The sequence below is a fragment of the Lysobacter sp. TAF61 genome, from assembly GCF_052113485.1.
GTDB lineage: Bacteria > Pseudomonadota > Gammaproteobacteria > Xanthomonadales > Xanthomonadaceae > Lysobacter_J.
In genome coordinates this window covers 301,571-320,690 of sequence record NZ_JBFRDH010000001.1, presented here as the reverse complement: position 1 = coordinate 320,690, position 19,120 = coordinate 301,571, and the positions used below count along the sequence as shown (strand labels likewise).

The 19,120-nt window shown below is 67.1% G+C and carries 13 protein-coding genes; 10 read left to right on the top strand and 3 right to left on the bottom strand.

The window, feature by feature from the left end; genetic code table 11:
* Positions 1-125: 125 nt before the first annotated feature.
* Positions 126-1,046 carry a segregation and condensation protein A gene (locus tag AB4Y64_RS01420; RefSeq protein WP_441814675.1) on the bottom strand — a complete coding sequence of 307 codons (921 nt, stop codon included), beginning with the start codon at positions 1,044-1,046 and terminating at the stop codon, positions 126-128.
* A gap of 362 nt (positions 1,047-1,408) precedes the next feature.
* Between AB4Y64_RS01420 and AB4Y64_RS01415 the strand changes: the two genes are divergently transcribed.
* From AB4Y64_RS01415 to AB4Y64_RS01370, 10 genes are all read left to right on the top strand, one after another.
* A complete protein-coding gene (locus tag AB4Y64_RS01415) occupies positions 1,409-1,708 on the top strand; it encodes a YciI family protein (protein WP_441814674.1) in 300 nt (99 codons plus the stop codon).
* A 2-nt stretch (positions 1,709-1,710) separates the two neighbouring features.
* Positions 1,711-1,998, top strand: a complete 288-nt coding sequence (locus tag AB4Y64_RS01410) for a BolA family protein (RefSeq protein WP_441815203.1) — start codon at positions 1,711-1,713, stop codon at positions 1,996-1,998.
* Positions 1,999-2,167: 169 nt separating this feature from the next.
* Positions 2,168-3,175 carry a LacI family DNA-binding transcriptional regulator gene (locus tag AB4Y64_RS01405; RefSeq protein WP_441814673.1) on the top strand — a complete coding sequence of 336 codons (1,008 nt, stop codon included), beginning with the start codon at positions 2,168-2,170 and terminating at the stop codon, positions 3,173-3,175.
* A 62-nt stretch (positions 3,176-3,237) separates the two neighbouring features.
* On the top strand, positions 3,238-6,267 hold the full coding sequence (locus AB4Y64_RS01400) for a TonB-dependent receptor domain-containing protein (protein WP_441814672.1): 3,030 nt from the start codon (positions 3,238-3,240) through the stop codon (positions 6,265-6,267).
* Between the two features lie 88 nt (positions 6,268-6,355).
* Entirely contained in the window at positions 6,356-7,990 is a 1,635-nt protein-coding gene (locus tag AB4Y64_RS01395) for a glucoamylase family protein (protein WP_441814671.1), read from the top strand.
* A gap of 31 nt (positions 7,991-8,021) precedes the next feature.
* Entirely contained in the window at positions 8,022-9,314 is a 1,293-nt protein-coding gene (locus AB4Y64_RS01390) for a sugar ABC transporter substrate-binding protein (RefSeq protein WP_441814670.1), read from the top strand.
* Positions 9,311-10,192, top strand: a complete 882-nt coding sequence (locus AB4Y64_RS01385) for a carbohydrate ABC transporter permease (RefSeq protein ID WP_441814669.1) — start codon at positions 9,311-9,313, stop codon at positions 10,190-10,192. Before AB4Y64_RS01390 ends, AB4Y64_RS01385 begins: the two co-directional genes overlap by 4 nt.
* Before the next feature lie 13 nt (positions 10,193-10,205).
* The gene (locus AB4Y64_RS01380) at positions 10,206-11,027 is read left to right on the top strand and encodes a carbohydrate ABC transporter permease (RefSeq protein WP_441814668.1); all 822 of its coding nucleotides are present in this window, start codon (positions 10,206-10,208) and stop codon (positions 11,025-11,027) included.
* Between the two features lie 32 nt (positions 11,028-11,059).
* On the top strand, positions 11,060-14,158 hold the full coding sequence (locus AB4Y64_RS01375; RefSeq protein WP_441815202.1) for a discoidin domain-containing protein: 3,099 nt from the start codon (positions 11,060-11,062) through the stop codon (positions 14,156-14,158).
* 82 nt (positions 14,159-14,240) lie between these two features.
* Complete coding sequence (locus tag AB4Y64_RS01370) at positions 14,241-14,669, top strand: VOC family protein (RefSeq protein WP_441814667.1); 429 nt, start codon at positions 14,241-14,243, stop codon at positions 14,667-14,669.
* Between the two features lie 22 nt (positions 14,670-14,691).
* Here the strand turns inward: AB4Y64_RS01370 and AB4Y64_RS01365 are convergent, their stop codons facing one another.
* Together AB4Y64_RS01365 and AB4Y64_RS01360 are read right to left on the bottom strand one after the other, a co-directional pair.
* A complete protein-coding gene (locus AB4Y64_RS01365; RefSeq protein WP_441814666.1) occupies positions 14,692-15,816 on the bottom strand; it encodes an efflux RND transporter periplasmic adaptor subunit in 1,125 nt (374 codons plus the stop codon).
* Positions 15,813-19,043 carry an efflux RND transporter permease subunit gene (locus AB4Y64_RS01360; RefSeq protein ID WP_441814665.1) on the bottom strand — a complete coding sequence of 1,077 codons (3,231 nt, stop codon included), beginning with the start codon at positions 19,041-19,043 and terminating at the stop codon, positions 15,813-15,815. Before AB4Y64_RS01360 ends, AB4Y64_RS01365 begins: the two co-directional genes overlap by 4 nt.
* Positions 19,044-19,120: the final 77 nt, after the last annotated feature.

The window sequence follows — 19,120 nt, the reverse complement described above, 5'->3', positions numbered from 1 at the left end:
CTGTGGGGCCCTTGTTACCCGTCATTCCCGCGAAGGCGGGAACCCAGTGTCTTTGCTTGCCACCGCTCGAAGGCGCTGGGTCCCCGCCTTCGCGGGGATGACGATCAAAACCTCAAACCCGGACGTCAATCGTCGTTCGCAGCCGGTTCGTCGAACTCGCTGCTCAACTCGATCTCTTCCCCGTCCTTCAGCAGCGCCAGCGACTTGACGTAGATCGGTGCGAACGGCGCGTCCTGCACGATCTCGACCAGTTGCTCCTTGGCCAGCGTCAGCAGGCCCAGGAAGGTCACCACCACGCCGAGCTTTCCTTCCTCGGCGGTGAACAGCGACTCGAAGCGGTAGAAGCTGCCGTCCTTGAGTCGTTCCAGCAGTTCGCCCATGCGCTGGCGGACACTGAGTGCATCGCGCCTGATCGCGTGCTGGGTGAACAGCTCGGCGCGCTTGAACACGTCGTGCAGCGCCAGCAGCATCTCCTTGAGCTCCACCGGCGGCGGCAGGCGGACCGAGGCGCGGTCGGGCACGAAGGCCTGCACCGGCGCCGTGTCGCGATCCTGACGGGGCAGGGAGTCGATGTCTTCGGCGGCCTTCTTGAAGCGTTCGTACTCCTGCAGCCTGCGCACCAGGTCGGCGCGCGGGTCGTCCTCCTCGCCTTCCTCGGCGACCGCGCGCGGCAGCAGCATGCGCGACTTGATCTCGGCCAGCATCGCGGCCATGACCAGGTAATCGGCGGCCAGCTCGAAGCGCATCTCGTGCATGGCCTGGATGTAGGCGACGTACTGGCGGGTGATGTCCGCCACGGGTATGTCGAGGATGTCCAGGTTCTGCCGGCGGATCAGGTACAGCAGCAGGTCGAGCGGTCCTTCGAACGCGTCCAGGATGATCTCCAGGGCGTCCGGCGGGATGTACAGGTCCTGCGGGATCTGCAGCACCGGCTGGCCATGCACCACCGCCAGCGGCATTTCCTGCTGCTGCGGGTGCGTGGGAGCCTGGGACTGGGCGACCACGATCTGCGGGTCGCTCGCGTCGGCTGCGCGTTCTTCGGTCATTCGGAACCGGCCCCTCCGGGCCGTGGGCACTGCTATCGCTTCGGTGCTGGCGGCCTGATGAGGCCACCAATGGGTGCAACGGACTGCTTGAAGTCGGTGCTGAGCCCGAACGGCTACGACCTGCGCACCAAGCGGGGGCGTGGCGGCGAAAGACGTTTAGGGTACGGGCGCAGGCCGTTGGGGGCAGCGGCGCACCACTGTGGGTGCGAGCGTGGCGACGGTGTGGGGAGCCAGTCGCGACGGCCGCTGCATCCGGCCTTGGGCTGTGGAAGCTAGGGTACGGCCTCGCTTTGGCCGTGTCCAGCGGCCCGGAGGCCGGCAGTGGCTACAATTCATGCAGACCAGATCAGGACGGCCGACCCATGTGGTACGTGATTGAAGGATATGACGGTTCCGAAGTGCTCGCCCAGCGCCTGCAGGCCCGGCCGGAGCATCTGGCGCGGCTGACCGCGCTGCGTGACCAGGGCCGGCTGCTGCTGGCCGGGCCATGCCCGGCCATCGACGCCGAGGACCCGGGTCCGGCCGGATTCAGCGGCAGCGTCGTCATCGCCGAGTTCGAATCGCTGGTGGCCGCCCGCGCCTGGGCCGATGCCGACCCCTATGTCGCCGCCGGCGTCTATCAGCGGGTCGAGGTGCGACCGTTCCGCAAGGTGCTGCCGTGACCATCGCCGCGCTGCCCCGCGAGCAGCGGGTCGCGGCCATCCGCGCCGCCCTGGAGGCGGCGCTGTCGCCCCTGTCGCTGGAGGTCGCCGACGACAGCCATCGCCATGCCGGCCACGTCGGGGCAGCCGACGGCCGCGGACATTTCAGTGTCGACATCGTCAGCCAGGCCTTCGCCGGGTTGAGCCCGATCGCCCGCCACCGGGCGGTGTACGCGGCAATGGGCGGCCTGATGGAGACCGACATCCACGCCCTGGCGATCCGCGCCAGGACGCCGGAAGAGGCGGCCTGACCCGTCCTGGCACGCGTTGGTGCATGCCGCGGCGCAGCATTTTATCGAGCACGCAAAGCCTTCTGGGACGGTCTTCTTAGGCAATGTCACAGGTTGCATAACAATCGCTTTACACTTGCGCTTGTAAACGTTTACAGTCGGCCCCGCATCAATCGCGGAGCCATGAATCTTGGCGAGCGTAACCATCAAAGATGTCGCACGCGTGGCCCAGGTATCGGTGGCCACCGTGTCCCGGGCGCTCAACGGCCACGGCAACGTCGCCGAGGAGGTTCGCAACCGGGTACTGGCCGCGGCCAACGAGCTGCGCTACACGCCGCATGCCGCCGCCCGCAGCCTCAGCAGCCGCCGCACCCAGACCTTGGGCGTGGTCCTGCCGGACCTGCACGGCGAATTCTTCTCGGAGCTGATGCGCGGCATCGACCAGGTGGCGCGCGCGGCGCGGCTGCACCTGCTGGTGTCGAGCTACCACGGCAATCCGGACGAGCAGGGCGCCGCCCTGCGCGCCATGCGCGGCCGGGTCGACGGCCTGCTGGTGATGTCGCCCTACGTCGCCGCGCCGACGATCCTGAGTGAACACCTGGAACCGTCACTGCCGGCGGTGCTGATCAACAGCCAGGCCGGCCTCGACGGAACGGCGGTGATCGGCGTCGACAACCACGGCGGCGCGTTGGCGATGGTTCGCCACCTGGCCGACCGCGGCCATCGACGCATCGCCTTCATCGCCGGCCCGCAGGACAACTTCGACGCGCACGAGCGATTGCGCGGCTACCGTGATGCGCTGGCGCGACTGCTGCCCGATGCGCAGCCGTGGGTGCTGCAGGGCGGATTCGACGAGGCGTCCGGGCACCGTGCCGGTCGCGAACTGCTGGCCGCCGCGCAACGCCCCGATGCGGTCTTCGCCGCCAACGACATGATGGCGTTGGGCTGCCTGTTCGCGTTCGCCCAGGCCGGCGTTCGCGTGCCGCAGGACATCGCCCTGGCCGGCTTCGACGACATTCCGCTTGCACGCTACGTGCACCCGACCCTGACCACGATGCGGGTCAACATCGCTGAACTGGGCGCGCGCGCCGCACGTGAACTGATGGCGCGCGTGGCCGGCGAGACGGTTGCCGATTCGACGCCGGTGGCGTTGCCTACGGAACTGATCGTGCGGGAGTCGAGCCTGGCCAACATCTGACTCACGGCCTGCAACGAATTCACGCAAAGCAACGATTCCATGCTTTTTGAGAGGGAAAGCATATGAAGCTTGAAGCGAACGTTCGCCGTGTACCGATGCCGCGCCTGCTGGCCTGTGCGCTCGCCAGTTGCCTGGCCGTGTCGGCGCCTGCAGCCCTGGCGCAGAGCACCGCCGCCACCGTCCGCGGTCAGGTCACGGTGGATTCCGCGCCTGCTGGCCAAGCCGAAGTCACCGCCACCAACACCGCCACCGGTCTGACGCGCAAGGTCCAGGCCAGCAACGGCAGCTACAACATCGGTGGCCTGCCGCCCGGCACGTACCGCATCGATGCGGTCGCCAACGGGCAGACGGTGTCGCGCACGATCGTGGTCCAGGTGGGGCAGGTGGCCACGCTGAACCTCGCCGCCGGCGGCGTCGCGGAGACGGCCACGGGTGGGCCCGCAACGACCGTCGACACCGTCACCGTGACGGCATCGGCCATGGTCGAGACCAAGACACCCGAAGTCGCGACCTACGTTTCGCAGGTGCAGATCGAATCGTTGCCGCAGGCCTCGCGCAACTTCCTTGCCTTCGCCGACATCGTGCCGGGCATGATCTTCGACCGCCGCGGCAACGGCACGACCCAGCTGCGCAGCGGCGCGCAAAGTTCCAATGGCATCAACGTGTTCATCGACGGCGTCGGCCAGAAGAACTACGTGCTCAAGGGCGGCATCGGCGGCCAGGACCAGAGCAAGGGCAACCCGTTCCCGCAGCTGGCGATCGGCGAGTACAAGGTCATCACGTCCAACTACAAGGCCGAGTACGACCAGATCAGCAGTGCCGCGGTGACTGCGGTGACCAAGTCGGGCACCAACGACTTCCACGGCAACTTCTTCTGGGACCGGGCCAATATCCCCGAATGGCGCGAACAGACGCCGGCCGAGGAGCGCGCCGGCACCGGCAAGAGCCCGTCGGGTGAGGACCAGTACGGCGCGGCCTTCGGAGGTCCGATCATCCGCGACCGCCTGTTCTTCTTCGTGACCTACGAAGGCAAGGAGTTCGAGACACCCGACACCATCGCGCCCGGCTCGCTCGACCCCGGATTCACCCTGACGCCGGAACTGCTGGCGCTGACCGGTCCGACGTCCGAGCCGTTCAACGAGGACCTGTGGTTCGGAAAGCTGACCTGGCAGGTCAACGACAACAACCTGGTCGAGCTCAGCGCAAAGGACCGCAAGGAGTCGGAGATCACCGACCTGGGTGGCCTCAACACCAACAGCTACGGCAAGACCAACAACAACGACAGCACCCGCATCGACCTGCGTTACCAGTGGAGCAATGCCGACTGGCTCAACGACATGCACATCACGCATGAGGAGGAGGAGTTCAATCCGCGCGCGATCGTGCTGGCGCCGGGCTACATCATCCAGAACTCGCAGCGCGGCACCGTGCTCAACGTCGGCGGTGGCCAGGATTTCCAGGACAAGGGCCAGGACGGCTGGGGCTTCCAGGATGACCTGACCTATACCGGCCTGGACGGGCACACCTTCAAGGCGGGCTTCAAGTACAAGTCGGTCGACATCAATTCGTTCGAGCAGCAGCCGATCAACGCGCAGTACTCGATCAACTATCCGGCCAACGTCTTCTTCCTGGGCAACTCGTCGCTGGCAACCTTCCAGCCCTACCAGGTGCGCTTCGGCGCGCCGTTGCCGGGCGTCGGCGACCGCGACATCACTTCAAGCAACAAGCAGTACGGCATCTATTTCCAGGACGACTGGGAGATCAACGACAAGCTGATCATCAACCTCGGCCTGCGCTACGACTACGAGAAGACGCCAAGCTACGAGGATTACGTGACGCCACCGGAGCTGGTCACGGCGCTGCGTGGCTGGAGCAACATCCATCAACCGGGCGTGGGCTACGACATCGAGGACTACATCAGCACCGGCAACAACCGCGATGCGTTCAAGGATGCCTGGCAGCCCCGCGTTGGCTTCTCCTATGACCTGTTTGCCGACCAGCGCCACGTGATCTTCGGCGGCGCCGGGCGCGCTTACGACCGCAACCTGTTCGACTACCTCGCGCTGGAGCAGTCCAAGAGCACGTTCCCGTCCTACACGCTGCTGTTCAACACCCCGGGCAACGCTTGTACGGTCGACAACGTCAACTGCTTCAACTGGGATCCCCGCTTCCTCAACCAGCAGGAGTTGTACGCCCTGGTTGCCGCCGACCCCGACCGGGGCGCGGAGGTGAACATGATCAACAACGACCTCAAGGTCCCGTATTCCGATCAGTTCAGCCTCGGCATGCGCAACACGCTGACCTTCGGCAACGTCGACTGGAATACCTCGGCGACCATCGTCCACATCGAAAGCCACGACGGCATCATCTTCACGCTGGGCAACCGCTACGACGACGGCACGTTCTACGGGCCCGGCCGGACCTTCGGCGGAGCGCCCTTCGGCGAGCCGATCCCGGGATTCGGCACGCTGATCAAGGCCGACAATGGCGTGGAGACGGACCTCAACCAGTTGCTGCTATGGGCCGAGAAGCCCCTCACCCACGAGTCGCCGTGGGGCGTCACGCTGGCCTACACCTATTCCGATGGCGAGGAGAACCGCGCCAACGCCGCCAACACCGACGAGCATTACGTCTTCGACTACGAGAGCCTGCGTGACCACCCGTGGGTCGCGTCGGTTGGCGTGCCCAAGCACCGTTTCGTCGGTACCGGCATCTACCAGCGCTGGGGATTCACGTTCTCCACCAAGATCACCTACAGCAGCTCGGTGGCCAAGGACACGCTCGATTGCACGACGCCGACTCCGGACCCGACCATGGACAACTGTTCCTTCGGCCGTGTCGATTCGGTGTACTTCGCCGATGCCAACTTCTACCAGTGGGACATCGCGGTGCAGAAGGAGTTCGATACCGGGGCCGGCTTGAAGTACATGGTCAGGGGTGACATCTTCAACATCACCAACGCGCAGAACTGGTCGGCGTTCCAGAACTTCAAGGGCGTCGACGGAACCATCAACCCCGTGTATGGCGACCATACCGACGAGATCACGCTGCCCACGCGCTCGTTCAAACTGTCGTTCGGCCTGTCCTGGTAGGACTGTCCTGGTAGTCCCCGCGGCCGGCGCCGGCGTCCGTCGGCCCCCGCGGGATCGGATTCACCTTTTTTCGACCATTGGCAACGTGATGCAACACAAATGGAAGCCGGTACTGGCACTGGCCCTGCTGGTTTTCCTCGCAGGGTGCGGGAAGGACACTACGCCAGCCTCCCAGACCTACCCGGTGGCCTCGGCGCCGCCGGTGGAAGTGGAGCCGCTCAAGCCAACCAAGCTTGAGCTGCCGCCACTGTTCGGGGACATCGAGAAGCGCACGTTCCAGTTCTTCTGGGATACCACCAACGAGAAAAACGGCCTCACCCCGGACCGCTACCCGTCGCGGCCGTTCGCCAGCATCGCTTCGGTCGGCTTCGCGCTGACGGCCTATCCCATTGGCGTGGAGAACGGCTGGATCAATCGCAACCAGGCGGTGGATCGCACGCTGACCACGCTGAAGTTCTTCCACGACATGCAGTCCGGCCCGCAGGACACCGGCAAGGGCGCCTACCAGGGCTTCTACTACCACTTCCTCGACATGGACACCGGCCACCGCTACCAGAGCTGGGTGGAGCTCTCCAGCGTCGACACCGCGCTGCTGATGATGGGCGTTCTGTTCGCGCAGAGTTACTACGACCGCGACGACGCGCGCGAGAAGCAGATCCGCGAGCTCGCCGACCAGCTCTACCGCCGCGTCGACTGGACCTGGCTGCAGCAGAACAAGCCGCTGATCTCGATGGGCTGGTTCCCCGAGAGCGGCTTCATCAAGCACGACTGGACCGGCTACAACGAAGCGATGATGCTGTACGTGCTGGCGCTGGCGTCGCCGACCCATCCGGTCGATGCCGATGCCTGGACGGTGTGGACGCGCACCTACAACGACGTCTGGGGCGTCTACCAGGGCGAGGAGTTCCTCGCGTTCGGGCCGATGTTCGGCCACCAGTACAGCCACGTCTGGATCGATTTCCGCGGCATCCAGGACGATTACACGCGCGAGCGCGGCATCGACTACTTCGAGAACAGCCGCCGCGCCGCCTACGCCCAGCGCGCCTACGCTATCGCCAATCCGATGAAGTGGGAGGACTACGGCCACGAGACCTGGGGCCTGACCGCCAGCGACGGCCCGCAGCAGACCCTGCAGGAGTATCGCGGCGAGCAGCGCCAGTTCCGCCATTACTCCGCGCGCGGCGCCGGCCTGCGCGACACCTTCGACGACGGCACGCTGGCGCCGACGGCGGTGATCGGTTCGCTGCCGTTCGCCCCGGAAATCGTGATCCCGACCACGGTGGCGCTGCACGAGCGCTACGGCGACTATCTCTATTCGAGCTATGGCTTCCTCGACTCGTTCAATCCCAGCTTCGGCTACGACATCCCGCTCAAGACCGGGCGGCTGGTGCCGGACAAGGGTTGGGTGGCCAGCGACTACATTGGCATCGACCAGGGCCCGATCCTTGCGATGATCGCCAACTACCGCAACGAGTTCGTCTGGAACGTCATGAAACGCAACCCCTACATCCGCGCCGGGCTGGAAAGGGCCGGCTTCAAGGGCGGATGGCTGGAGCCGCAGGGCGACACCGTCAGCACGCAGCCGCTGCCGCCGACCAAGGCCGGAACGGATGCGGCGACGGCGCGTGCGCTGGGCGAGGCCGAATCGCGCGCGGCGCAGGCGAACGACGCGCAGCCGGCGGCCAAGCCGGAAGCAGCGCCCAAGCCGGCCAAGCAGCAGTGAGCATGCCGTGACCGCGTTCGGGCGACCGGGAATGCGCGCAACGCTGCGAACGATCGCCGCGCTGGCGGCTATTGCCGGCGTCGCGTTGCTGTCGTCGTGCAAGCGCGACAATGACCGGCGCGAAGTGGTGCGCTTCTGGGCGATGGGTTACGAAGGCGAAGTGGTCGCGCAGCTGATTCCGGAGTTCGAGCGGCGCAACCCCGGCATCCGCGTCGAACTGCAGCAGCTTCCTATCATTTCCGCGCACGAGAAACTGCTGACGGCGTTCGCCGGCGATGCGCTGCCCGATGTCGGTGCGATCGGCAACACCTGGGTGTCGGAGTTCTCTCTGCTCGATGCACTGGCGCCGCTGGACGCCCGCCTGGCCGCGACGCCGACGCTGCAGGTGACGGACTATTTCCAGGGCGCTTGGGACACCGGCGTGATCGGCGCCACCGTCTACGCCGTGCCCTGGTACGTCGAAACGCGCCTGCCGTTCTACCGCCGCGACCTGCTCGCCGAGGCCGGCATCGCCCGGCCGCCGCGCACCTGGGCGGAATGGAAAGTTGCGATGGCCGCGATCAAGCGCGAGGTCGGCCCGAACCGCTACGCGGCGCTGTTCCCGCTCAACGAGGCCGAGCCGCTGCTGAACCTGGGCATCCAGTCGCCCGAGCCGCTGCTGCGCGACAATGGCCGCTATGGCAATTTCCGCAGCCCCGGGTTCAAGCGGGCGCTGACTTTCTACCGTGAAGTCTTCACCAACCATTGGGCGCCGGTGGCCAGCAATACCCAGATCGCCAACGTCTGGAACGAGTTCGGTCGCGGCTACTTCAGCTTCTACGTCAATGGCCCCTGGAACATCGCCGAGTTCCGTAACCGCTTGCCGCCGCAGTTGCAGTCGACCTGGATGACGATGCCGTTGCCGGGCGAGAACGGGCCGGGCGCCTCGGTCGCCGGCGGCGCCAGCTTCGTGGTGTTCCGCAAGTCGCCCCATGCCGATGCGTCGTGGAGACTGATCGCCTACCTGTCGGAACCGGATGTGCAGGTGCGTTTCCACGCCCTGACCGGCAACCTGCCGCCACGGCGCAGCGCCTGGAATGCGGCGTCGCTGGCCAACGACGTGTATGCGCGCGCCTTCCGCGACCAGCTCGAACGTGCTCGACCGGCGCCGAAGGTGCCGGAGTGGGAGCGCATCGCCAACGAGATCAAACTGGTCGGCGAGCAGCTGGCCAATGGCCGTGTCAGCGTGGACGAGGCGGCTGCCGAGCTCGATCGTCGCGCTGATGCAATCCTGGAGAAGCGCCGCTGGATGCTCGATCACCACACCGTCGGAGCCGCACCATGATGCGCGCCGGCACTGCGGGCTGGGTCTTTGCCGGGCCGGCACTGGTGGTGATCGGCGTGTTCTTCGGCCTGCCGGTGCTGGCGGCGTTCGTTCTCAGCCTGACCGACTTCGACATCTACTCCCTGTCCGATATCGCCAACCTGCGCTTTGTCGGCCTGGGCAACTATCTGGGACTGCTGCAGAACCCGCTGTTCTGGAAGGCCCTGGGCAACACGCTGTACTTCGTCGTGGTCGGCGTGCCGCTGTCGATCGCGGTGTCGCTGGCGGCCGCGTTGCTGCTGCATTCGCGCATGGCCCGGTTCAAGCCGTTGTTCCGCACCGCGTACTTCGCACCGGTGGTGACGACGGTGGTGGCAATGGCGGTCATCTGGCGCTACCTGTTCCATACCGGCTACGGGCTGGTGAACTGGGTGCTGTCGTGGGTCGGCATCGATGCGGTCGACTGGCTCGGCGACCCGAAGTGGGCGATGCCGACGATCATCCTGTTCGCCGTGTGGAAGAACTTCGGCTACAACATGATCATCTTCCTCGCCGGCCTGCAGTCGATTCCCGAGGACCTGTACGAGGCGGCGCGCATCGACGGTGCGTCGACGGCGCGGCAGTTCCGCCACGTGACCCTGCCAATGCTCGGCCCGGTGCTGCTGCTGGTGTCGATCCTGACCCTGTCCGGGTACTTCCAGCTGTTCGCCGAGCCCTACGTCATGACCCAGGGCGGGCCGCTGCAAAGCACGGTCAGCGTGCTGTACCTGATGTACGACGAGGGCTTCAAGTGGTGGAACCTGGGCAATGCGTCGGCGGTGGCGTTCATGCTGTTCGCGCTGATGACGGCGGTGACGAGCGCGATGTTCTGGTTTGCGCGGCGCAAGGGTGCCGAGTGAGCAGGCCACGCCCATGACCCCGCGCCTGGCCAAAGCCATCATCAACGGCCTGCTGATCGCCCTGGGCGTGATCGCGGTGGCGCCGCTGCTGTGGATGCTGTCGGTGTCGTTCATGCAGGCGGGCGAGGCCAGCCAGTTTCCGCCGCCGCTGCTGCCGGCCAGCGCGACGCTGCACAACTACCACGAACTGTTCGCACGCGCGGGCATGGGCCGCTACCTGCTCAACAGTTTCCTGATCGCCACGCTGGCCACGCTGATCGGCGTGCTGCTCAATACCATGGCCGGTTACGCATTCGCCAAGCTGCGCTTTGCCGGCCGCGAGCGGATCTTCCGGGTGCTGCTGGCGGCGCTGGTGATCCCGGCGCAGGTGACGATGATGCCGCTTTTCCTGATGCTCAAGCAGCTGGGTCTGGTCAACAGCTACGCCGGTGCGATCGTGCCGGGCATGGCTACCGTGTTCGGCATCTTCCTGGTGCGCCAGTACGCGCGGTCGATCCCCGATGAGCTGCTGGAGGCGGCGCGGATCGACGGGGCCGGCGAGGTGCGGATCTTCTTCCAGATCGTGCTGCCGGTGCTCAAGCCGATCCTGGTGACGCTGGCGATCTTCGTGTTCCTGGCATCGTGGAACGACTTCATGTGGCCGCTGATCGTGCTCAGCGACAAGGACCTGCAGACGCTGCCGGTCGCGCTGGCAACGCTGTCGCGCGAGCACGTGCAGGACAACGAGATGATGATGGCCGGCTCGGTGGTGACGGTGCTGCCGGTGCTGGTGCTGTTCCTGGCGTTGCAGCGCTACTACCTGCAGGGGCTGCTGGTCGGGAGCGTGAAGGGATGAGGGCGTGGGTGGTCGCGGTTGCCGTCGCTGTCCTGGCGGCCCTGCCGACTGCGGTATCGGCAACGGATGCACCCCGCCTGCTCGACGGTTTCCAATCGGCTGACGCCTGGACCGTGGTGACCAGCGACCAGGTCAGCGGCAAGCTGCGCGGCGTCGAAGGCACGGCCGGCAAGGCGCTGTGCCTGGACTACGACTTCAACGGCGTGTCCGGCTATGCGGGCATCACCCGCGAACTGCCGTTGGACTACCCGGACAACTACGCGTTCTCGTTCCAGCTGCGCGGCGATTCACCCGCCAACGATCTGCAGTTCAAGCTGGTCGACGACAGCGGCGACAACGTGTGGTGGGTCAATCGCACGCGTTACGCGTTTCCTTCGACGTGGACGCCGGTGCAGTACAAGCGCCGGCATATCACCCGCGCCTGGGGGCCTGCGCCGGACCCGGCGCTGCGTCACAGCCGGCGCATCGAGTTCACGATCTACAACAGCGCAGGTGGCAGGGGCTCGGTCTGTTTCGACCAGCTGACGCTGCGGACCTTGCCGCCACAGGACGATTCGCCGTTGCTCGGGTGGGCCAGCGCCACGAACGACGACGCGCTGGCTGCCCGAGCCGTCGACGGCAGACTGGACACGGCGTGGCGTGCGGCGCTCGACCCGGCGCGTCCGCCGCAGTTCCGGCTCGACCTGCAGCGCATGCGCGAGTTCGGCGGCGTCGTGCTGCGCTGGCTGCCCGGGCAGGCGGCCACGGACTACCGCGTCGAACTGTCCGATGACGGCCGCCATTGGCGGCTGGCCCGCGACGTCACCGGCGCCGACGGCGGCAGCGACTATCTGGCATTGCCCGAGTCCGAGGCGCGCTATCTGCAACTGACTCCGCTGAAGGCGGCCACGGCCACGGTCGCACTGGCGGAGTTCGCCGTGCAGCCGCTCGCGTTTGCCGCCACCCCGAATGACTTCGTGCGCTCGGTAGCCGCGCAGGCGCCCCGGGGCGCCTGGCCGCGGGGCTTCAGCGGCGAGCAGCCGTACTGGACCATCCTCGGCATCGACGGCGGCCTGGAGCAGGGGCTGATCGGAGAAGACGGTGCGATCGAGATCGGCAAGGGCGGCTTCAGCGTCGAGCCGCAGGTAACCACCGCCAGTGGCGTCGCCAACTGGGCTGGAGTCGAGACCTCGCAATCGTTGCAGGACGGCTACCTGCCGATTCCGACCGTGCATTGGCGGCACACCGATTTCAGCCTCGACATCACCGCCTTCGCCCAGGGCACGCAGCCGCAGTCGCAGCTGGTTGGGCGCTATCGGCTGGTCAACACGTCGAACAAGACGCAGGACTATGTGCTGGCATTGCGGATGCGACCGCTGCAGGTCAATCCGCCAACACAATTCCTCAACACCGTGGGCGGCGTCAGCCAGATCCATGCCTTGGCGCTCGACGCGGACCGGGTGACCGTCGACGGACGTGCGCGGTTGCGGTTGTCGCGCCCGGCGAGCAGCGCATACGCCACGGCGTTCGATGCAGAAGATGCGGCGACAAGCGTTTCGCCACCGGTCTCGGTCGAAGACCCGACCGGCCTGGCCAGTGGCGCGATGAACCACGCCGTACGGCTCGCACCAGGCGAATCCTTCCAGCTCGACTGGATCGCGCCGCTCACCGGAGACCTGCCGCCGGCGCTGACCGCCGCCGACGCCCAGGCCATGCAGCAGCGCGCCGCCGTGCAGTGGCGCGACAAGCTCGACCGCGTGCAGCTGCGTGTACCGCAGCAGGGCCGGCGCGTCGTCGACACGCTGCGTACCGCGCTGGCGCACATGCTGATCAGCCGGATCGGACCACGGCTGCAGCCAGGCACGCGCTCGTACTCGCGGGCCTGGATCCGCGACGGCGCGATGATCGGGGAAGGCCTGCTGCGCATGGGGCGCGAGGACGTGGCCACGGAGTTCCTGCGCTGGTATGCGCCGTACCAGTTCGACAACGGCAAGGTGCCGTGCTGTGTCGACGACCGCGGCAGCGATCCGGTGCCGGAGAACGACAGCCATGGCGAACTGATCTTCACCGTCGCCGAGGTCTACCGCTACACTCGCGATCGCGACATGCTCGAAGCGATGTGGCCACATGTGCAGGGCGCGGTGCGCTACATGGACCAGCTGCGGCTGAGCGAGCGCACGCAGGCCAATCGCGATCGCAACCCGGCGTTCTACGGGATGATGCCGGCCTCGATCAGCCACGAGGGCTACTCGGCCAAGCCGATGCACTCGTACTGGGACAACTTCTGGGCGCTGCGCGGCTACAAGGACGCGGTGGAGATAGCGCAGTGGCTCGGCCACGACGAGGAGGCCGCGCGCTTCGCCGCTGCGCGCGACGAGTTCCGCGGCGACCTGTACGCATCGCTGCGCTCGGCAACCTCGCAGCACGGCATCGACTTCCTGCCCGGCGCGGCCGAGCTGGGCGACTTCGACGCCACCTCGACCACCATCGCGCTCGCTCCGGGTGGCGAACAGGCCAACCTGCCGCAGGACCAGCTGCACAACACGTTCGAGCGCTACTGGCGCGAGTTCGCCGCGCGCCGCGACGGCACCCGCGAATGGAAGGACTACACACCCTACGAGCTGCGCACGATCGGCAGCTTCGTGCGCCTGGGATGGCGCGAGCGCGCGCACGAGGCGCTGGACTTCTTCTTTGCCGACCAGCAACCGCGCGCCTGGAACCAGTGGGCCGAAGTGGTCTCGCGCACGCCGCGGAAACCCTTCTTCCTTGGCGATCTGCCGCACGCCTGGGTCGCCTCGGACTATGTCCGTTCGGCGCTGGACATGTTCGCCTACAGCCGCGACGACGATGCGCTGGTGGTGGCTGCCGGCATACCGGCCAACTGGCTGCAGGGCGAGGGTGTCAGCGTGGCAAACCTGCGCACGCCGATGGGAATGCTCGGTTACTCGCTCCGGCAGTCCGGCGACCGCGTGGTCTTCAGGCTCGCGCCGGGGCTTGCGCCGCCGCCGGGTGGCGTCGTGCTGATCTGGCCGTACCCGCAGCCGCCTGGCGCCACGCGCATCGACGGACGACCGGCGACGTGGAAGGACGGCGAGCTGCGCATCGACCGCGCCGGCGCCACGGTCGATATCAGGCTCGCGCAGCCGCGCTGAGGCGGGCATCAACGCCGCGTGACGACGTCAGGCCGGTGGCTGCGCTATCTAGGTCGCCTGCATGGGTGCCCAAGGAGAGCACATGGAAACGATGGAACTTCATCGCGGTCGCCTGATCGACCACATCCAGCTGGTGGTGCGTGATCTGCCCGCGAGCCAGGCGTTCTACACCGCGGTATTCGACGTGCTGGACGTGCCAATGGGTGGGGCCGCCGCCGACTATTTCTGGGCGGACGAACTGTTCGTCTCCACCGTGGACAGCGAAGCGGCGCAGGGCAAGCTGACGGGCCGTCATCACCTTGCGTTCCAGGCGAAGGACCGCGAGACGGTCGATGCGTTCCACAAGGCGGCCCTGGCCAGCGGCGGCAAGGACAACGGCAAGCCCGGCGAGCGCGAATACCATCCGGGCTACTACGCTGCGTTCGTGCTCGATCCCGACGGCAACAACATCGAGGCGGTCTTCCACGGCGAGGCAAAGCGCAGCGCGGACTCGGTGAAGGTCACGTTCTGACGCGAAGGCCCGTCGCTGGCGGTTACTTCTTTTCCGTCGCCTTTTCCGTCGCCATCTCGCGCGCTTTCACCCGCGTGCCCGGCGTCAGCAGGGCATTGGGCGCCAGCACCACGACGTCATCGGCATTGATGCCCGACAACACCTCGATCTCGTTGCCCAGGTTGCGGCCCAGGGTCACGTCGCGGTAGTCCAGCGTGGAGTCGCGCAGGGTCGCCACCTGCGCGCCGGTGGCGCGCTGGATGATCGCCGACAACGGCAGCACGGTGGCCGGCGCCGGTCGCGCCAGGTGCATGCGGACGCTGCCGACCATGCCGGCGGGGATGCGGCTGTCCGGATTGGGCAGGCGCAGTTCCGTGCGCATCACACCCGAGTCGCGCGACAACGACTGCGCGCTGCGCATCACCTGCGCCTTGAACGTCTGCCCGGGCAACTCCGGGAACCCGACGTCGGCTTCCACGCCAGGCTGGATCTGCAGCGCCACGTTCTGCGGCACGTCGACCACGACGCGCAACGGATCGAGCGCGCTGACTTCGAACAGCGGTGTGGCCGTGGTCGAATCTCCGACCACGCGGTCGCCTCGTTCGATGTTGCGCGCGACGACCACGCCGGCAAACGGCGCGCGGACGGTCTGGAAGCCCTGGCGCTCGCGCGAGGAGGTCAGGCGCGCCTCGGCCGCGGAAACGGCGGCGACGGCGACGTCGTGGTTGGCCTTGCGGTCGCTGTAGAGCTCCTTGGAGATGGCGCCGGAGCCGATCAGCACATTGGCGCGGTCGAAGTTGACCTTGGCCAGCACTTCGTCGGCGCGGGCGCGTGCCAGGTCGGCCTGCGCTTCGCGTACGGCCTGGTCGGCTTCCGGGGCGGAGATCACGGCGAGAACCTGGCCGGCTTCGACCTTGTCGCCAAGCTCGGCGCGGCGCTCACTGATGAAGCCGGTGGCGCGGGCGTAGATCTGCGCCGATTCGCCGGCCATGGCGCGCGCGGGCAGGCTCAGGTCGTAGGCGGCGTCGGCGGCCCTGGCGCGCACGGTCAGCACTTCCGGAACGGTGGTCGCCGGCGTCGGCTCAGCCGATCCGTTTCCGCAGGCGGTCAGCACCGTCAGGACGGCCATGGCCATCGCGCTGCGCACGACGGGATTGAGACGGATCATGGAGTGGCTCCTGCTTCGGCACCGGGGGCGTCCCCGTCGATGCTGTTGGTGTCGCTGGGCGAGTCGGGGAGGGCGGCATGGCGGGCCGCTGCCGGCATGCGCCGGCCCAGCACCGCGAGAATGGAAGGCACCAGGATCAGCGTGGCCGGGGTGCCGAACAGCAGGCCGCCGATCACCGCGCGGCCGAGCGGTGCGTTCTGTTCGCCGCCTTCGCCCAGGCCGATGGCCATCGGGATGATGCCCAGGATCATCGCGCTGGCGGTCATCAGCACCGGCCGCAGGCGCACGGCCGCAGATTCATAGGCGGCCAGTTCCGGATCATGGCCGGCGGCGACCAGGCCGCGGGCGAAGCTGGTGACCAGCACGCTGTTGGCGGTGGATACGCCGATCACCATCATCACGCCCATCAATGCCGGCACGCTCAGCGGCGTGCCGGTGACGAACAGGCCGAAGGCCGCGCCGGCGATCGCCAGCGGCAGGCCCGACATCGCCACCAGCGGCTGGATCCACGACTGGAAATTCACCACCAGCACCAGGAATACGAGAGCCGCCGACATCATCAATCCGGCAGCGAGCTCGCTGTAGGCGCTCTTCATTTCACCGGCCTGGCCGGCGATCTCGATGCGGTTGCCGGGCTTGAGCTTGCCCTGCAGATCGTTGGTGATCGCAGTGAGGCGATCCTGCACGGAGCCCAGGTCGGTGCCTTCGACATTGGCCAGCACGCTGATGGTCGGTGCCAGCGTGGTGCGCGCCAGGCTCGCCGGAACGCTGCGCGGGGTGACCGTGGCGATGTTGCGCAACAGCACCGCCTGGCCATCGCTGCCGATGCGCACGGGGGCGTTGAGCAGTTCGTCGATGCTGGTCATGTTCACCGGCGGCGCCTGCACCTGCACGGTGTAGGCAATCGCGTTGACGGTGTCGGTCCAGTAGACCGGGGTGACCGTGCCCGAGGAACCCAGCACCGCCAGCACGGCACGGCTGGCCTGCTGCGCGTCGAGACCGAGCTGGGCGGCGCGGGTGCGATCGATGCGCACCTGGTACTCGGGCAGGTCGAGCACCTGGCGCAAGGCGACGTCCACTGCCCCTTGAACCTGCTTGAGGCGCTGTTCGATCTCGCGGGCGAGGGCGAGGTTGCCGGTGCTGTCGCGGCCGATCACGCGCACTTCGAATGCGGCCGCGGCCGAACCGGCCAGCGTGCGGCTGGTTGCATCGGGTGGCCGCTCGAACACTTTCGCGTCGGGGAAGCGCTCGGCGATGCGGCGGCGGATCTGCACCAGATAGTCGTGGCTGGACGCATGCGGCGTGCGCAGCTGCAGCATCACTTCGGCTTCGAATGAACCCACCACGGCGCTGTCGACCAGCGACAGGTTGACCGCGTCGGGCATGCCGATCTGTTCGTAGACCGTCTCCAGCTCGGAGGCCGGGATGATCTTGCGGATCTCGCGCTGGATCTCGGTCAGGCGCGCGGCGGTTTCTTCCAGGCGGGTGCCCGTGGGCAGGCGCACCTGCAGGCGCAGCTGCCCGGCATCGACCTGCGGGAAATACTCGCGCCCCAGCGACACCGCCGACACCGCACCGATGGCGATGACCACCAGTGCCGACAACGCCAGCACGCCGCCGTGGTGGCCCAGCCTGACCAGCAGCGCGTGGTGGCGATCACGCAGCGAATCGAGCGTGTGTTCGACCTTGTGGTTGACCTTGAGGAGGGCGCGCTCGGCCTTCCATTGCGGGTTCTTGCGGCTGCGGATGTCGGCCGGCAGCATCAGGTAGCACAGCACCGGGATCAGCGTGCGCGACAGCAGGAAGGACGCCATCATCGCGAAGATCACTGCCAGCGCCAGCGGCGTGAACACCCAGGCCGACAGGCCGGTCATCAGCAGGATGGGGGTGAGCACGATGCAGATGGAGATGGTCGATACCATCTCCGGGAACACCACTTCGCGGGCGCTGTCGAGGATCGCGGTACGCACGTCCTTGCCCATGGCGATGTTGCGGTTGGTGTTCTCCACGTCGACCACGGCGTTGTCGACCAGGATGCCGATCGCCAGCGCCAGTCCGCCCAGCGTCATCACGTTGAAGGTGTAGCCGAGCAGGTTGAGCATCGCCACCGATGCCAGCAGCGCAAGCGGGATCGCCGACAGCACGATCAGGCTCGAGCGCCAGGAGCCGATGAACACCAGCACCACCAGCGCGACCAGCAGGCCTACCAGCAGCACTTCGTGGCGGATCGAATCGATCGCGTGGTCGACGAACACCGACTGGTCGAAGATCGGACGGATGCGCGTGCCGGTCGGCGCGGAGGCTTCGATCTCGGGCAGGCGCTCGCGCACCGCGTGCACGATCTCCACCGCCGAGGCGCCGCCGAGCTTGATCAGCGCCACCGCGACCGCGCTGGAGCCGTCCATGCGCGCGACGTTGGTCTGCAGCGCGCCACCATCGCGGACCGAGGCGACGTCGCGGATGTAGATGACCGTGCCGTTGCGCGATGCCACCGGGATCTCGAGGAACTCGGCCGCGCTGGCCGGGCTGGTGTCGAGCGAGATCTGCATTTCGCGCGCGTTCTCGCGGATCGAACCGGAGGGCAGGGTGGGGCTGCCGCGTTCCAGCGCGGTGGTCACGTCCGACGGCGTCAGGCCGTAGGTCTGCAATGCCGCCGGGTTGAGATCGACCATGATCTGCCGCGCCGCGCCGCCGTAGGGCAGCGACATGCGGATGCCGGGAATGGTCTGGATCTGCGAGCGCAGTTGCAGGCGCGCGTAGTCGTAGAGCTGGGCTTCGGTCAGCGAGTCCGACGACAGCACCAGCATCAGCACCGGCGTGCTGGAGACATTGTTGCGGATCACCAGCGGCGGCGAAGTGCCGGGCGGCATGCGCCGCAGGATGGTCTGCGATACCGCGGTGATCTGCCCCAGCGCACGGTCCAGGCTCACTGTGGGCTGGAAGTCGATGCGCACGATGCTGGCGCCGGTCAGCGATTCTGAACGCACCTCCTTGAGGTCGTCCACGGTGTTCATGATCGCGACCTCGGAGAACGAGGTCAGCTTGGCGGCCATGTCCGCCGCCGGCAGGCCGTTATAGGTCCAGACCAGGTTGACCGAGGGAATGCCGACCTCGGGCAGGATGTCGGTCGGCATCCGCCGCGCCGCCAGCGTGCCGAACAGCAGGATCAGGATTGCGAGCACGCCGATCGTGTATCGGCGGCTCAGGGCGTATTGGACAATCCACATCGCGCGCGTCCGGTCAGGGGTGGGGGCAGGCTTACCCTCCAATTAAGTTAGGCGCTCAAGCCCCGCCAGCGGTAGTA

What these genes read in the sequence shown, in the direction of transcription:
- AB4Y64_RS01380 (WP_441814668.1), top strand. Translation starts at nt 10,206, where the DNA reads ATGACCCCGCGCCTGGCCAAAGCCATCATCAACGGCCTGCTGATCGCC.
- AB4Y64_RS01370 (WP_441814667.1), top strand. Translation starts at nt 14,241, where the DNA reads ATGGAAACGATGGAACTTCATCGCGGTCGCCTGATCGACCACATCCAG.
- AB4Y64_RS01400 (WP_441814672.1), top strand. Translation starts at nt 3,238, where the DNA reads ATGAAGCTTGAAGCGAACGTTCGCCGTGTACCGATGCCGCGCCTGCTG.
- AB4Y64_RS01415 (WP_441814674.1), top strand. Translation starts at nt 1,409, where the DNA reads ATGTGGTACGTGATTGAAGGATATGACGGTTCCGAAGTGCTCGCCCAG.
- AB4Y64_RS01420 (WP_441814675.1), bottom strand. Translation starts at nt 1,046, where the DNA reads ATGACCGAAGAACGCGCAGCCGACGCGAGCGACCCGCAGATCGTGGTC.
- AB4Y64_RS01395 (WP_441814671.1), top strand. Translation starts at nt 6,356, where the DNA reads ATGCAACACAAATGGAAGCCGGTACTGGCACTGGCCCTGCTGGTTTTC.
- AB4Y64_RS01360 (WP_441814665.1), bottom strand. Translation starts at nt 19,043, where the DNA reads ATGTGGATTGTCCAATACGCCCTGAGCCGCCGATACACGATCGGCGTG.
- AB4Y64_RS01385 (WP_441814669.1), top strand. Translation starts at nt 9,311, where the DNA reads ATGATGCGCGCCGGCACTGCGGGCTGGGTCTTTGCCGGGCCGGCACTG.
- AB4Y64_RS01390 (WP_441814670.1), top strand. Translation starts at nt 8,022, where the DNA reads ATGCGCGCAACGCTGCGAACGATCGCCGCGCTGGCGGCTATTGCCGGC.
- AB4Y64_RS01365 (WP_441814666.1), bottom strand. Translation starts at nt 15,816, where the DNA reads ATGATCCGTCTCAATCCCGTCGTGCGCAGCGCGATGGCCATGGCCGTC.